Annotated in this window: 13 protein-coding genes; 4 read left to right on the top strand and 9 right to left on the bottom strand. The window is 43.1% G+C overall.

The window, feature by feature from the left end:
• The first annotated feature begins 15 nt into the window (after positions 1 to 15).
• Together ABD036_RS00065 and ABD036_RS00060 are read left to right on the top strand one after the other, a co-directional pair.
• Positions 16 to 1,206, top strand: a complete 1,191-nt coding sequence (locus tag ABD036_RS00065) for an amino acid aminotransferase (RefSeq protein ID WP_343855506.1) — start codon at positions 16 to 18, stop codon at positions 1,204 to 1,206.
• Between the two features lie 227 nt (positions 1,207 to 1,433).
• The gene (locus tag ABD036_RS00060; protein WP_343855505.1) at positions 1,434 to 2,663 is read left to right on the top strand and encodes a DEAD/DEAH box helicase; all 1,230 of its coding nucleotides are present in this window, start codon (positions 1,434 to 1,436) and stop codon (positions 2,661 to 2,663) included.
• 90 nt (positions 2,664 to 2,753) lie between these two features.
• Here ABD036_RS00060 and ABD036_RS00055 read toward each other — a convergent pair whose 3' ends face one another.
• From ABD036_RS00055 to topA, 3 genes are all read right to left on the bottom strand, one after another.
• Positions 2,754 to 3,203, bottom strand: coding sequence for a YaiI/YqxD family protein (locus tag ABD036_RS00055; protein WP_343855504.1), 450 nt, complete (start codon positions 3,201 to 3,203; stop codon positions 2,754 to 2,756).
• Between the two features lie 51 nt (positions 3,204 to 3,254).
• On the bottom strand, positions 3,255 to 3,818 hold the full coding sequence (locus ABD036_RS00050; protein WP_343855503.1) for a DUF2058 domain-containing protein: 564 nt from the start codon (positions 3,816 to 3,818) through the stop codon (positions 3,255 to 3,257).
• 107 nt (positions 3,819 to 3,925) lie between these two features.
• The gene (gene topA, locus ABD036_RS00045) at positions 3,926 to 6,562 is read right to left on the bottom strand and encodes a type I DNA topoisomerase (protein WP_343855502.1); all 2,637 of its coding nucleotides are present in this window, start codon (positions 6,560 to 6,562) and stop codon (positions 3,926 to 3,928) included.
• Positions 6,563 to 6,891: 329 nt separating this feature from the next.
• Between topA and astB the strand changes: the two genes are divergently transcribed.
• Positions 6,892 to 8,229: an N-succinylarginine dihydrolase gene (gene astB / locus ABD036_RS00040; protein ID WP_343855501.1), complete on the top strand. Its 1,338-nt coding sequence runs from the start codon at positions 6,892 to 6,894 to the stop codon at positions 8,227 to 8,229.
• Positions 8,230 to 8,302: 73 nt separating this feature from the next.
• On the opposite strand, the gene ABD036_RS00035 is transcribed toward astB, so the two are convergent.
• Complete coding sequence (locus ABD036_RS00035; protein ID WP_343855500.1) at positions 8,303 to 10,486, bottom strand: Ig-like domain-containing protein; 2,184 nt, start codon at positions 10,484 to 10,486, stop codon at positions 8,303 to 8,305.
• Positions 10,487 to 10,606: 120 nt separating this feature from the next.
• Between ABD036_RS00035 and ABD036_RS00030 the strand changes: the two genes are divergently transcribed.
• Positions 10,607 to 11,971 carry a dicarboxylate/amino acid:cation symporter gene (locus tag ABD036_RS00030; RefSeq protein ID WP_343855499.1) on the top strand — a complete coding sequence of 455 codons (1,365 nt, stop codon included), beginning with the start codon at positions 10,607 to 10,609 and terminating at the stop codon, positions 11,969 to 11,971.
• Positions 11,972 to 12,776: 805 nt separating this feature from the next.
• On the opposite strand, the gene ABD036_RS00025 is transcribed toward ABD036_RS00030, so the two are convergent.
• From ABD036_RS00025 to ABD036_RS00005, 5 genes are all read right to left on the bottom strand, one after another.
• Entirely contained in the window at positions 12,777 to 13,250 is a 474-nt protein-coding gene (locus ABD036_RS00025; protein WP_343855497.1) for a L,D-transpeptidase family protein, read from the bottom strand.
• 106 nt (positions 13,251 to 13,356) lie between these two features.
• Complete coding sequence (locus ABD036_RS00020) at positions 13,357 to 13,686, bottom strand: hypothetical protein (RefSeq protein WP_343855495.1); 330 nt, start codon at positions 13,684 to 13,686, stop codon at positions 13,357 to 13,359.
• Positions 13,687 to 13,754: 68 nt separating this feature from the next.
• Positions 13,755 to 14,405 (bottom strand): hypothetical protein, encoded by a 651-nt coding sequence (locus tag ABD036_RS00015; RefSeq protein WP_343855494.1) that lies wholly within the window; start codon positions 14,403 to 14,405, stop codon positions 13,755 to 13,757.
• 166 nt (positions 14,406 to 14,571) lie between these two features.
• Entirely contained in the window at positions 14,572 to 15,213 is a 642-nt protein-coding gene (locus tag ABD036_RS00010) for a hypothetical protein (protein WP_343855493.1), read from the bottom strand.
• 88 nt (positions 15,214 to 15,301) lie between these two features.
• Complete coding sequence (locus tag ABD036_RS00005) at positions 15,302 to 16,123, bottom strand: Imm26 family immunity protein (protein WP_343855492.1); 822 nt, start codon at positions 16,121 to 16,123, stop codon at positions 15,302 to 15,304.
• Positions 16,124 to 16,304: the final 181 nt, after the last annotated feature.

The following is a 16,304-nucleotide window of genomic DNA, read 5'->3' as shown; positions in this document are numbered from 1 at the left end:
CATTGAGGATTTATTGTGTTAGAAGTGTTACCCCTACTCCCCGCGGACCCTATTTTAGGCTTGTCTGCAGCTTTTCGTGAAGATCAAAACCCACATAAGATTGATCTGGGTGTCGGCGTATACAAAGACGAACAAGGTAACACGCCCATTCTAACCTCAGTGGCCAAAGCACAACGTGTGTTGCTTGAGCAGGAAACCTCTAAGACCTATATTGCGCCTCAAGGCGTACAAGGATATATAGACGGCATGCTGGGGTTATTGTTAGGTAAAAACCACCCTGCTCTGATAGAAGACCGTGTAGCGGCTGTTCAAGCACCCGGTGGATGCGGTGCCCTGCGTATTTTGTCTGAATTATTAAAACGCTGTGATGGTGAATTAACAGTGTGGGTGAGCGACCCAACCTGGGCCAACCACGTTCCGTTGATCGGTAACGCCGGATTAAAAATTGAAACCTACCCCTATTTTGATAAAGCCACCGCGTCGATAAAATTTGATGCTATGACTGATTGTCTAAAACAGGTCAAAAAAGGTGACGTGGTGTTACTGCACGGCTGTTGTCACAATCCAACTGGGGCCGATTTGACCAATGAACAATGGCATGTGGTGTTAGAACTAGCCCAAGAGCGCGGATTCCTGCCATTTGTCGATGTTGCCTACCAAGGCTTTGGCGATGGTTTGGATAAAGATGCTTACGGTTTAAGATTGTTAACTAGCAATTTACCGGAAGTCATTATTGCAGCGTCCTGTTCGAAAAACTTTGGTCTTTACCGTGAGCGCGTGGGATTGGCTGTGATGGTCACTCAGAACTCAGCTGTACGCAAGAGCATTCAATCCCAAATACAATCGATTGCACGTGGTATCTATTCAATGCCGCCTTCCTACGGTGGTGCGTTGGTAGACATCATTTTAAACGATGATGCACTTCGCACAGAATGGATGGATGAAGTTGAAGCCATGCGTGTACGTATGCTTTCGCTAAGACACCTACTGGTCGATAAATTGGCGGAGAAAGGCGCAAACAAAGACTTTAGTTTTGTCACTGAACAAAAAGGAATGTTCTCTTATTTGTGCATAACGCCAGAGCAAGTTCGCTTAGTAAGAGATAAGCATAGTGTCTATTTTGTTGAGTCCAGTCGTGTCAATGTGGCTGGTATTAGTCTTAGTAATGTTGATGCGTTAGCCACTGCATTGGTGGATGTGCTTTAAAATCGGACTATCAAGCAGGTGTCGTGTATACTTACGCGGCACTTTTATAGCGCAGTACTTTAAACGCTACTGGATTACACCATATTCTTTGGCGCTGCAGACTTAGCAGCGCTTTCTTAATGCCAATATCATTCAGCAATGCAGATAAAATTGCATTATAGGAAATGGATTGAGCCTTACAACAGATCAATACTGATCACCGTTCTAATTATTAATGAGACACATAAATGCCCTTTAGTCACCTTGGTCTAGGCCAAAAAATAGTAAACGCACTAATCGAGAAAGGCTATACAGAGCCAACTCCAATCCAAGCAAAGGCAATTCCAGCCATTGTAGAAGGACGCGACGTCATGGCGGCGGCGCAAACAGGCACAGGCAAAACAGCAGGGTTTGTTTTGCCCATCCTAGAGAAACTAAGCCACGGTCAACGACCCAAGCCGAACCAAGCCAAAGCGCTAGTGCTCACCCCTACCCGCGAATTAGCAGCGCAAATTGCCGATAACGTCGAAGCGTACAGTAAACATCTTAATTTAAAACATGCTGTTGTCTTTGGTGGTGTGGGTATCAATCCGCAGATGATGGCTCTTCGCAAAGGCGTGGACATTTTGGTAGCGACACCAGGGCGTTTATTAGACTTGTATAGTCAAAACGCCGTGAAATTTGACCATTTAGAAATTCTTGTTTTGGATGAAGCCGATCGCATGCTCGATATGGGCTTCATTCACGATATCAAACGTATTCTTAAAATTTTACCTGCACAGCGTCAGAATTTACTGTTTTCAGCGACCTTTTCCGACCAAATACGCCAATTAGCTAAAGGCTTAGTCAATGATCCCGTAGAAGTCTCTGTCGCTGCAGCCAACACCACGGCAGACAAAGTTGAGCAGTGGGTTTATCCAGTCGATAAAAGTAAAAAGTCTGCGCTGCTGACCCATATTATCAAAGATCAGAATATGCATCAGGTATTGGTGTTTAGCCGCACCAAGCACGGCGCGAATCGATTAGCTAAGCAACTTACGGCCCGTGGCATTAATTCGGCAGCCATCCATGGTAACAAAAGCCAAGGCGCAAGAACCAAAGCGCTGGGTGATTTTAAGGCCAACCGCATTCAAGTTTTAGTTGCTACCGATATTGCCGCACGAGGTCTCGACATCCACTTGCTACCTCATGTGATCAATTATGACTTGCCACATGTCGCAGAAGACTATGTGCATCGCATCGGACGCACAGCAAGAGCTGGTGCAGAAGGAAATGCCGTTTCTTTAGTGTGCTCCGAAGAGTTTAAACTGCTTAAAGACATTGAAAAGTTAACTCAGAGTGTTATTCCGCGTAAAACCATAGCGGGCTTTGAAGTAACAGAAACGGTACCTGAGTCTAAGCTGGACACCCGCCCTGCCAAACCTAGGCGCCCTAAGAAACCTAAGAAGCCACAGAGTTCGCACAATTCATCAAGATAGCCTCTGGCGCGTCTTGGCGATACTCAAACGTTGCGGCTAATCACATTCGCCAATTGCTGTTGAACAACATAAAACAGTGATTGGCGAGCACTAACGATGATGTTGCGTCAAAAAACGATCTAAGTGATTGGCAAAATTTTGTCGATCGCTATGATTGAGCGGCGGCGGCCCACCAGAGTTCACGCCACTGGCTCGCATGGTGTCCATAAAATCTCGAATATTGAGTCGGCCACGGACGTTTTCTTTATCGAGCATTTCCCCTCGAGGACTCAATGCAAAAGCACCCTTTTCAATTGCCTCAGCCGCAAGCGGTATATCACTGGTGATCACCAAATCATTGGCTTGGCAGCGTTTTACTATCTCATCATCAGCTACGTCAAATCCGGCAGAAACCTGTACTGAAGTGATATTCTTCGCGGCAGGCACGCGGATGTGTTGATTGGCAATGAGCGTCATTTCCACACCAGTACGCTGCGCGGCTTTAAACAGTATTTCTTTAATGACAATGGGACAAGCGTCTGCATCAACCCAAATTTTCATCGCTTCGTCCTGCAAAGTCTAAAAATGACCAAGAATAAAGCCATGGGGTAATTACCAAACCAAATCATCTGGGATTTGGTAGTCTGCATACCACTCGTCCTCTTCTGGAGTACTGGTGGCTTTCGCTTGATTTTGTTCTGCCATATCCGCACGGTAAACCACCACGGATGGGTCTCGCAAAGCAATTTTGTCGGCTACCGGCGTGGGCACGATTTCATAACCGGTAGCGGCACTGACGATCGCCAATTTTCCTTGGCTGATACGATTGCGGGTAGTCTGATTTACATACAAGCGCTTGATGACATTATTATGCGTAAAATTACACGGAATATCGCCGTTGTCTTTGGGCTGCTTATTGATATCGATAAGCTGTTTAATTTGCGCTAAAACGGCCTTTTGTTCGGCAACGAGTTTGGCTTGTTTATTCAGCTCCCGATCTTTTTGCTGTTTTTCTTTACGTGCTTGTTCCGCTGCCACACTGGCTTCGTTTTTACTCACGATTTTTTGTTTTTGCTGCAGTTTAACTTGTTTGTGTTTTTCTTTTTTTGCTTGCTTAACCTTTTTGTTGTCAGTTAAGCCAGCTTTAAGAAGTTGTTCTTGTAAAGAGAGCGCCATCAGAAACTCCTGGTCCGGAAATGGGCAAATTGCACGGTAAAAATAACAACGGCAGTGTAACACTGCCGTTTAAAGAACGAAATGAGCGAAAGTAACCAATAAGGCGGTTATTTTGCCTTCTTACGTTTGTCGTCAATCACCCATTTTCCATTTTCATACCATGCCGCCCAGCCACTGGCTTTACCTTCAGGGGTTTCTGAGGTGACATATTGCTGCTTGGTTTTGCGACTAAAGCGAACCATAGTCGGGTTACCATCTGGATCCTTTGCTGGCGCATCGGCTAAGTAATAAAACTTAGGCGAAATGCGATCTCTGAAACGTGCCAGCTCATGCACCATGGGTGCTCGAGTTTCCCTTGATTTCGGGAAGTTATGCGCCGCCAGAAATATACCTGACGCGCCATCTCTTAACATAAAGTGAGCATCGGATTTTTCACACTCTAATTCTGGCAGATCGACGGGATCTTCTTTGGGTGGCGCAGGCTCACCGTTTTTCAGCAGTTTGCGCGTGTTTTTACAATCCTCATTGGTACAGCCAAAATATTTACCGAAACGGCCATTTTTTAATTCCATGTCTGATTGGCATTTGTCACATTCGATGAGAGGCCCATCGTAACCTTTTATTTTAAATGTCCCTTTTTCAACAAAGGTGCCTGGGCACGTCGGCGTGTTACCACACACATGAAGCTTGCGGGTTTCATCAACCAAATAACTGTCCATGGCAGTACCACAGACGTCACAACGACGTTTTGCTCTTAGGACTTCAGTTTCTAATTCATCTTCATCCTCGACCTTGATGACTTCGTCACCTGGCGTCAGGTTTTTAGTCCCTGTGCAACGCTCCTTAGGCGGTAAATTGTAGCCCGAACAGCCTAAGAAAACGCCGGTAGACGCGGTCCGCACATTCATGGGACGGTCACATAAATGACAGCTTATTTCCGTCTCAATCGCTTGATTCAAGCGCATGCCACCCTCTTCTGGTGGCAGTTCAGCTTTCAATAAACGCTGATAAAAATCATCGTAAAATTCATTCAGCACTTCTTTCCAATGACGCTTGCCGTTGGCCACATCATCCAGCTGCTGTTCCATGTTGGCGGTAAAATCAAAACTGATTAAATCGGTAAAATTATCGACTAAACGGTCGTTAACAATTTCACCCATTTTTTCTGCGTAGAAACGTTTGTTTTCGAGTTTGCAGTAACCGCGATCCTGAATGGTAGAAATAATACTGGCGTAGGTCGAAGGTCGTCCAATGCCTCGTTTTTCGAGCTCTTTTACTAAGGACGCTTCGTTAAATCGCGCCACGGGTTTAGTAAAATGTTGTTTCGGGTCAAGCGCTTTGAGGCTCAACGTTTGCCCTACTTTAACGTCTGGCAAGGTAAGTTCGTCTTCGCCTTTTTTCTTAACTTGAGTTTGGACACGAGTCCAACCATCGAATTTCAACACTCTGCCTTTGGCAACTAACTCAAAGTCAGCGGCTTTGACTTTAATGGTACTAGCATCATATTTGGCAGGGACCATCTGACAGGCCACAAATTGTCGCCAAATCAGTTCATATAAACGTTGTGCATCGCGCTCCATTTCTGTCAACGATTCGGATTTTACTTTGACGTTCGACGGACGTATGGCTTCGTGCGCCTCTTGTGCCCCTTCTTTACTGCCATACAGATTTGCATTGGCCGGTAAATACTGACTACCAAATTCTTTATCAATGTAGCCCCGACACGCGTCTACGGCATCTTTACTTAGGTTAGTAGAGTCGGTACGCATATACGTGATGTGACCGGCTTCATACAAGCGTTGGGCCATCATCATGGTTTTCTTCACCCCGAACCCAAGGCGGGTGCTCGCAGCTTGCTGCAACGTCGAGGTAATGAATGGTGCCGATGGGCGACTCTGGGTCGGTTTAGACTCTCGACTAGCAACTTCATAAGTTGCTTCTTTGAGTAAACTAACCGCTTGATCTGCCTGCTGTTTATTGATCGGTTTAAAGGCTGAGTTTTGTTGCTTGGTTACCAACATTCTTAACGGTGATTTTGCGGCATCGAGATCCACATGGATATCCCAAAATTCCTCTGGTACAAAAGCTTTAATTTCGCGCTCTCGTTCAACCACCAAACGCACAGCAACCGATTGCACTCGCCCAGCGGATAAGCCGCGAGCGACTTTTTTCCACAATAAAGGCGACACCATAAAGCCCACTACCCGGTCAAGGAAACGTCTAGCTTGCTGTGCATTGACTCGCGCGATATTAACTTCACCAGGATGAGAAAACGCCTCTTGAATGGCATTTTTGGTGATTTCGTTAAACACTACACGTTGATATGTTTTACCTTTAGTGCCCAGAATTTCCTGCAAATGCCAAGCGATGGCTTCCCCTTCTCTATCCAAATCCGTTGCGAGATAAATGGTGTCAGCGTCTTTGGCTAATTTCTTTAATTCGTTAACGACCTTTTCTTTACCATTAAGAATATCGTAATGTGCATGCCAATCGTTTTTAGGGTCAATCCCCATCCGATCGACCAGCTTTTCATATTCAAATTCACGCAGGTAAGTTTCGCGCTTTTTATCCGACCACTCTTTAAGTTCTTTCGCCGGTTTTTTAGCCGGAGCTTTGCCTAATGCTTTGGTGGGAAGGTCACGCACATGCCCGACACTCGATTTCACAATAAAATCTTTGCCGAGATATTTATTTATTGTTTTAGCCTTCGCTGGAGACTCGACAATAACTAATGATTTTGCCATAAATTATTCATTAACCTTTGATTTATATGGGGAATACGTGTTTTAAAGGAAGTTAAGGTCAACTTCTCGTCCCATATTGCTTTTTTAACATATATCGGCAAAGTGAATAGAAAACAAGTTCTTATTAATAGTTATCTAATTTTAACCCTGTGCTTCGCACCAAATCCGGTCACTTTTTGACCGCCGTGATTGGCAAGTCGATTAAAAGACGTATAATCGCAGCCATCTGCAACACGGATGTGTGTAATTTTGAGAATTTAAGGCCAAGCAAAGTCGGTTTTGAATCACCTCAAACACACTTTTTTTCACATTCAGTCAAGAGGTAAGCAATGAAGCAAGTTGAAGTCAATTTCGATGGACTGGTTGGTCCTACGCACAATTACGCCGGTTTATCCTTTGGTAATGTTGCCTCGTTAAGTAATGCAAAAGCCTTCAGCAGTCCAAAACAAGCTGCCAAACAAGGTCTGCAAAAAATGAAAGCCCTGCATGACATGGGGATGACGCAAGGGGTCCTAGCGCCACAAGCTAGACCCGATATCGACATGCTAAGGCGTTTGGGTTTCACAGGGTCTGATACAAACGTACTAGAACAGGCCTCAAAGCGCGCTCCTGAGGTTTTCAGAGCTTGCTGCTCCGCTTCTAGCATGTGGACAGCGAATGCCGCCACTGTGTCTCCTAGCGCTGATACGAGCGACGGCAAAGTTCACTTTACGCCCGCAAACTTAACCAACAAGTTTCATCGCTCATTAGAGCCAGCGGTGACTGGTCGCATCTTGCAAGCGACTTTCGCCAACGAAAAATATTTTCAACATCATACTCACCTACCAGACAATGAGCATTTTGGTGATGAAGGGGCCGCTAACCACACCCGCCTTTGCAGTGATTATGGTCATGCCGGTGTTGAGATGTTTGTTTATGGCCGTCACGCATTTGATGCCAGCAAACCAGCACCGAAAAAGTTTCCTGCCAGACAAACCTTAGAGGCCTGTCAGGCCGTTGCAAGGTTACATGGCTTGAATGACGAAACCACCGTATATGTGCAACAGAACCCAGATGTGATTGACCAAGGTGTATTCCACAATGATGTGATTTCGGTGGGTAACCAAAATGTGTTGTTTTATCATCAGCAAGCGTTTCATGATACGCAAAATGCATTGGATGAAATTCAACGTAAGTTTGGTGAGCAAAAGCTCCACTTCATTCGCGTCGATACTGATGCAGTGAGCGTTCAAGAGGCGATTAAAACCTATTTATTTAATACCCAAATCATCACGCTTCCCGACGGTCACATGGCGATAATTGCGCCGACAGAGTGTCAGGAGAGCCCAGCAGTATCAGCTTACTTAGACGAGTTAGTCACCCTAGATACCCCCATCAAGAAAGTACACTACTTCGATGTTAAACAAAGTATGCGTAACGGCGGTGGCCCAGCGTGTTTAAGACTTAGAGTGGCAATGACAGGTCAAGAGCTCGAAGCCGTCAATCAGCATACCTTGATGTCTGACGCTGTATTTACGAGATTGAATCAATGGGTAGATAAACATTATCGCGATCAGCTCAATGTCGATGACTTGCGTGATGCTGCCTTGTTAAATGAGTCACGCACCGCGTTAGATGAATTAACCCAGATACTGCATCTTGGCTCTGTTTATCCATTTCAGCGCTAATCAAAATCGTATTTAGTGAATACACATCCATAAAAAAAGCGCTCAATGAGCGCTTTTTTATTGTCCAATAACCTTAAAGATTATCAGTACACGAGTTAGACCGTCCAAACGGATTAGGCGCTGGCGGAGCCGCTTGATCATCCAGATCAGCCGCCGCTACGGCGAAAGTAAAGTTCTGACTTTCCACCGCTTCACTACCTGCTGATTGACCAAACACGCTGACCTCGACATCTGTCCATGCACCAAAGGCTTTAGGATAGCGTACCTGTAAAGTAGACTGGCCGTTTTGATTGGTAGAATTACCATCGGCAAAGCTAATGGTACCCACAATACCTGGGGTTAATCGCCCATCGCCATTGGTATCTTCACCAGCATCTAACGAACCATTGGCATTAATGTCTTCATTTGCACAAGTTGCCGTGGTGATTGGGACCCACACATCTAGACTGGTATCAAAGAACCAAAAGCCTTTGCGATACACGCCTCCGGCACTAAATTTCACCGGTGTGGACGATACCGTTAATTGCACATTAGACACGGGACGACCCACCGCATCACTGACAAATACTGAGAATTCTTTTAGATAGCTAGAATCATCAGGAATTTGAATAATAGGCCCCGTTCCTAATGAGATGTCAAAGGCACGATCACCTACCGTTAATGTAGTGAAATCCGTAACCGCAGTATTGCTCGCAACTTCAGCATGAACAATGACCGCATCTTCACTGCTGACAGCATTGGAAGTGTAAACCACGGATGCGATGCCGTTGCTATCTGTAGTAGAGGAATTAGGCGACACAAAGCCACCACTGACATCATCCACTCTAAAATTAACCACCTGCCCCTTTACTAAGTTACCAGTGGCGTCACGTACAATCGCTGAAATGGTCGAGGTTTGACCTTCGGGTCCAATTAGATCAGGCGAGGCATCGACCAGAATAGTTGCAGGGTTGGTGGCGATAAATTCAAATTGTGTTCTGGCACTGACGGTTTGTCCGTCACCATCAAGTCCCTCTGCGGTGATCGAGGTCACCCCGGCATTATTAGATTGAATACTAAAGCTAGCAACACCATTTGCATCAGTGCTCACCGTCGGCGTACCTATAGTACCGCGAGAAGCACTCAGTGTGACTTGACCGCCGACAAAGGGGGTGTTGTCTTTTAACCAAGTAATGCTCAAAGTCGCATTTTGCCCTAAGGGTACGTCTTGAGAAGGCACAGTAGTAAAACTAAAGCTATCTTCTTGAACCGTGAAAGTCTTTGTACCTTGGGCGTTCAACGCTGACGCGGTAATAGTGACTTCACCAGAATTATTAGCTTGATAGTTCACTGTCACTTGGCCTTCAGCGTCGGTCGTAGCGTTTTCCGCTATGCTGCCTTGCGAGGCTGACAAGCTTACGGTTCGATTAGCTAAACCATTACCATCAGAGTCGGCGACTTTGATCGTAACGTCGATAGTATCACCTAATACCACAGAGCTAGGCGCATCGACATTAACCTCTGTCCCTACCACTGTGATTTGAATTTCAGGATTAAACAATCCCGACGATGCCGAAGCAGTGACAATGCGATTTTCCTGATTGTTACGACTGGTAAGGATTGCTCTGGCAGTACCATCGGCGGCCGTTGTGCCTTGCACAATTTGCAATTCAGCATTGTTATCAGCGGCAAATGATACGTCAACGCCCGATAATAAAATATTTTGTGCGTTTTTTACTACGGCGATCAGCTCGATTTGGTCTGAACCACTAGAGGCTAGTTGCGTCGAGCTAGCAAATAACTCCAGCGATGCGGGATTATCTCCAGTTTGAGATGAGCCTGCGGAACTAAAGCCGACTTGCCCTTGTACGCCTGAATCCAATGCCCCTATTACTAAAGCATCACCCGAGTCTTCACCGACTAAGAGTCCAATGGTGGCCACACCATTTGAATCTGTTAGCGCGGTACCCGAGTCATTTGAAAACTCCGCCAGGCCAGTTTGACTAAAACTAAAGGTTACTAACTGATCATTAACACTGCCCCCGTTCGTGCTAGTCACAGTCGCGGTTACGACTAAAGGTGTCGTTGCAGAAAGAGAATTACCTGCTTCACCGTTTTGTCCCGCAATACTCAATGACACACTGTATACAGGCGTAGTTCCGCCACCAGTACCGCCGCCACCGGTGGTTCCCTCTCGTTCTACCGAGCCTCCCCCACCACATGCAGACAGTGTCAACATCATTAAACTAGTGATAAACATCTTCAAGCGTGAAGTCATGGCGATATTCCTAGAAATAGAATTTTTCAAATCAAGTACCCGTTGTGTTTACTTTTCTGGTTTAGCTTGCGCTGTAAACTTGCTACGCTATCTAAAATCAGTTTTAATTTTAGGACAATTATGCAGCAGTCCCCAAAAAAGCTAGGTCTCACCACTAAAATCTTTATCGGCATGATCGCCGGGATTTTAACTGGCGTATTACTAAAATGGTTGTTTGATAATAGCGGAGATTTGAGTTTTAGTGTATTCGAAAGCTCGGTTTCTCCGTATACAGTTTTAGTCGATGGTATATTTCACGTCGTTGGTCAGATCTTTATCAACAGTTTAAAAATGCTCATTGTGCCCTTGGTATTTGTTTCATTGGTGTGTGGTGTGGCAAATTTATCCGAGCCGAGCAAGTTAGGTCGCTTAGGGGGTAAATCAATTATCCTGTATATCGGCACCACGGCTTTGGCCATAACAGTGGCTATCATTGCCGCGTTAATAGTGCAGCCAGGTGCCGGTATTCCAATTCCGACTGATGCTGCCTTTGCTGCAAAACAAGCACCATCATTAGCGCAAGTCATCATCGATATTTTCCCCTCTAACCCGTTTCAAGCATTCACCGAAGCTAAAATGCTGCAAGTCATAACCTTTGCAGTGTTATTTGGTATTGCTATGGCGATGTGTGGTGAACCGGGTAAGCGCGTTGCCGCGTTTTTTGACGATCTTAATACCGTTATTCTAAAACTAGTCACTATTTTGATGAATATCGCGCCTTACGGCGTATTTGCACTTCTTGCCAAGCTATTCTTCTATATCGACTCGGGCCGCATTGCCTCCTTAGCTTGGTATTTCTTCCTGGTACTGGCTGTTTTATTCTTTCACTTACTGGTGAATTACTCGATCATTTTGAAAGTTACAACAGGACTGAATCCTAAGGTGTTATTTTTAAAAATGCGCGAAGCCGCCGTATTTGCTTTTAGTACCTCTAGCAGCAGTGCCACACTTCCGGTAACAATGGAAACGGCAATCAAAAAACTGGGGGTTAGCAAATCAGTGGCGTCCTTTACCGTGCCGCTTGGCTCCACCATTAACATGGACGGCACCGCTATTATGCAAGGCGTTGCTACCGTGTTTATCGCACAGGTATACGGTTTTGACTTATCGACTGGCGATTTACTGACCGTGGTATTAACGGCAACACTGGCATCGGTTGGCACAGCGGGCGTACCCGGTGTGGGGACATTAATGTTGTCGATGGTGTTAGTTCAAGTTGGCTTACCTGTAGAAGGTATCGCTTTGATCCTAGGGGTAGATAGATTGCTTGATATGACACGCACCGCGGTCAACATCACTGGAGATTGCATGGTCGCTTGTGTCGTCGGCAAATCTGAAAACGAACTAGACGAAGCGGTTTACAATGATATGCAAGCCGGTGAAGCCGAAGAAGAATTCGATGCTGACGACTTTGAATCGACATCGATACATCATAAAAAGCCATAAATGAAGAAAAACACTAAGCAATCAGATCAGTTATTGCTTAGTGTTATCATTTATTCGCGTTCTAAAAGTCCAACCAAATTAATTCGAATCGCTTTAATTGCCGAATAACTTCTTACAAATAGGCATGTAGTTAAAGCTACGAATGCAGTCAATTGCGCCAACATGGCAAAATAAAACACTAAACAAACTACCCTAAAAACACTTAACTCTTATTTCGATAATTAATTGTTCTATCTAGCCTGTTTTGTATTTTCATGCCCAGCTCCCCCTATCCACACTACAATCTATTTAACGAGTTAAGAGGCGGTCGAACGTTTGAAGTTGAACTAGAAGTTTGTGCCATTTGCAGTTCATCACGTTATGCCCAATGAATGATCACTACTTGGATAGCGGACGATCTTTAACGCCCCTAATAGACTGCACAAACTCATGGCCTACACTTTTTGAGGCCCGAGCAATCACCGCGAGTTTGGGTACGGTTGACTTGTTTATAATGTGGCTTTTACTCCTCCGAGCTAAAAAGTACATGATATAAAAGACAGGTTCCAAGTCCTACCGTGAATATGATTGAAAACCAGAAGAGTCCAGGATCTTCAAGTTTACTGAAATGAGCCCCTTTAAGCCTAATCGAGCCGCGTTCAACGCAAAAATAAACGTACCTGAATGCAAGACCAGATAAAGTAAGAAGAAAAAAATCTTTTGTATTTGTTGGCTTTTTGATTTTCATGATGAATTTATTTCATGCCATATAGCGCTTCACATATGGGGCGCAGCGAATGAACATAATGTGCTTGTTATATGCCATTTACCACTCAATTTGAATTTTAGTGCCTACTTTCACCAAAGCCATAAACTCATCCATTTCAGAGTTCGTTAAAGCAATACAGCCATTTGTCCAATTAAATCGCTGAGTTATACCGGAAAGCCAACCTAATCTATTTTTTTGTCCATGAACCATGATAAAACCTCCGGCTGAAACGCCTTTGCTCTTGGCATTATCTAAGTCCGTCTGATTCGGGTAACTTACGTGCATTGCACGATAGAAAGAAGAGTTTTCTTTCTTATAGTCTAGAGTATACAAACCTTCAGGTGTTTTTTGATCGCCTTCTTGTTCTTTATGACCTTTGGGAGAACCACCAAAAGCAACGTGATATTCTTTAATTACTTTTGAGTTTTCGAGCAAATACATTTTATTTTCCGATTTATCAACTTTTACTAGATCAATCTCGGCAAAGCTAGGCAACGATATAATAATTAAAATTAACGCAAATATTTTCATGGCATATAACGCTACAATAAGAAGCGAGAAATGGCTTGCTAAAATTAGTAACGAAGGAGCTCGAGCAAGCCGTTACGAGACCTTCTTGAATGATTTGTTAAGTGTTTTACCAGATTTGCTTTTGCCATCCAATAATTACTCGACCAACCCAAATAAAAACAATACTTAAGAGGATGTTAAAAACTACCGAGGCGATTAATATCTCACCGTGCCCGTAGCTTATAGTGTACCCAAGTTTTTTAAACAACCAAGTCAAACTATGGAATATAACTGTTCCACCCAGCAACCCAAATATAAGAGCTACGAAGCTAAAAACAGACTTGGCTTTAGCGCAAGAGATACGACCTGAAGTACATTTATTCTTGAGAAATACAGCAGTAAATAAACATAAACTAACTGTGATTAAAAAGCTTAGGTTAAAAGCGGTTTCTTCCATAACTCTCCAAAACACATAACGTTGCGCTAAGGGTGCCAACATTACGTTAGTCCGATTTGAGCGTCTGGTTATAAGCTGTATTCTGCACAAATAACCTCCACGCATTTTTGTGGATTACTCTGGGCTATAAAATGCCCACCATCAAGTTTTTTGATGTTTAAGTTTACACATATTTTTTGAAATTGAATAACTGCATATTTACTTACTAATTTATCTTTTTTTGCTTGTAAATATGTACAAGGCGTTTGGATTAAATTATTTGGCTCAATCAAGCTGGAAATGATTTTTAATCGTTTTTTTAAAGTAGCATTACTTACTTGCTCTAATGATTGTAAGAATAAACCAACTAGGTCTTTACGATACCAACTACCAAATAAAATCCAACTGAGAAAAAACTTTGGAATCAGATTAAGGCGGATAATTGATATTGGTGCCAAGTAAGCAAACTTACTAATATGAGATGGTCGATATAAGAAGCTTGCAGCAAAGAATACATGTTTGATATTTAAGCTGCTCATTTGGCAAAGTTGATAAGCAATAATGCCAGAATATGACTCTGCAAAAATTACAATTTGCTCATTACCAATTCTCTGTGCAATTTCATTTGCCTGTGATATTGCGTCATCTTCTTTAAGGCTTGAAAGAGGGATAACTTCAGAAACAATAGTTTCAGGAAGTAAGCTGATAATTGGTCCAAATAACTTACCAGTTCCATCCATACCGGGTAACAAAATTAGTTTAATTTTATGCTCCTCTTTTGTTTATAACGAAACGTTAAAGTAGGACAAATAACGCTTTAAGACGCTGCACAAAATTGATGGCGCCTTTGTTGTGCGATTTTGCAAGAAAGGTGACAGCGAGTTTGTGTCCGACTTACTTAACTTGTTAGGTATTTTCTTTGTCAAGATGACCCCACATTTCGTGCTCTATGATTTCGATGCCTAAGTCTGAATAGGTAGACTCAGGTCGCCAGCTTCTGTGCTTTATATTAAGTGCATCGTCTTCTTCTCTGGCAATCCACACAATGCGGTAATATTTGATTAATAGGAAATAATAAACTTCTTCCGAAATTGGCGGGTGGGAGTGGAAGATATCCCTGAAAAAAGAGATTGGAGTCCAATGTTCATATCTAAGCTTCTTAAATGCATCTTTAATGCTTTTATCCTTAACTTCGAAAGGCATTTTTCCAGAAATATCACTGTAAGATTCAATTTCTTCCAAAATATTCAAAGCATTCTTGGACAAGAAAGGAAAATCTTTCCAAGGCCACTCTCTCACCACCTCGTTACCTACAAAGGCTAAAAATTTATCTCCGTACAAATCTGTATTTTCGTAATAAATTTTATGTAATAGCTCTAGGACTTGAGCCAAGTGTTTCATTCGCTGTCTAATATTCGCAGCCAATGTTTCGGCACTTGCGAGCTCACCATTTTCAAAATCTGAAGGAGGCCGCTTGCTCATCTTGAGCTGCTTAGTACCTTTTTCATCCCATAACAATCTGACTTTTTGAGCGATTTTAATACTCAAATTTTTATCCTCCGTGAAAATACCTAATGTTTGAGTTAAAAGGCGCGACGCTTTTTCGCGTCCTTTTTTGAACGATTTGTTATGTGCTTTAGTTCCACTCTGGCCGCTTAACACCTAATGATTCAAGTTCTTCCCTATTTAGCAATAAAACATTTGCAGGCCTAGTTACCCCCGTTAACAAAAATTTATCTAAATAATCTTCTTTATAATATTTGTTCCAAGGTTTAAGACCATGCCATGCATTTGCTAATGTTTCTAAGCCATCCCAATCGATACTTCCAACAGCACCTCTAACGCCACAAGGGCCAGATCCAGATGGTAATATAGCTTTAATATTTCCAATTACTTTCCATGAACCATCATTTAGATTATCGTCATGTACATGGAGTATTGAAATAGGCTTTGATTCTATAGCCGTTTTAATGTCCTGAATCACTTCCTCTGATTTATAAGAAAAAAGAAGACATGTAGGTGCATTATAGTTCGTTTTACCTAAAACTTGCCCATACGTAAAGCTTCCATCTTTAAGTTGTACGGAAAAAATATCACCTATCTCCCAAGCAAAAGGCTCTGGCTGTTTCCAGCCTTTAATTGTTTTTCTAGCTTCACTAATATCGTTTTTATCTAGATCATGCTTTTTTATTGCAATCTCATTAATTAATAATGATAAATCGACTATTGCGCTTTTAGATGCAAGGATAGATACATAATCTGATTCCGCATCAATATCCAGCTTCCCTTTCTTACCTAGTTCATTCCACTCTGACTCTAGTCTTTCTACGGCATCCGATGTGTATTCTGTATTTAATAACTCAGCCAAATCCATAAATATGGAACAACGTTTTTCAGATGCAGTTGGCCCTTGAATTTCTACAGCCCCGAGAATATATGATTGATTGTAATTGCTCATATTATTTGCACATAACGCTTTGCTAAGCGGCAATAAAATAGCTGGCTAAAATTAGCGAGGAACGTATATGGACTCCCCTTGTAAAGCAATCATGTGTTAAATTAATTCATTGGTGCAATTAACAAGTTCACGTATATTCGGTTTCATTGTGGGGAGCTACCCCGAACCTTAATGGCTTAAT

Origin of the sequence: Aliiglaciecola litoralis (genome assembly GCF_039523355.1) — a bacterium.
Classification (GTDB): domain Bacteria; phylum Pseudomonadota; class Gammaproteobacteria; order Enterobacterales; family Alteromonadaceae; genus Aliiglaciecola; species Aliiglaciecola litoralis.
The sequence above is the reverse complement of the archived record's forward strand: the minus strand, read 5'-3'. Positions and strand labels throughout refer to the sequence as shown.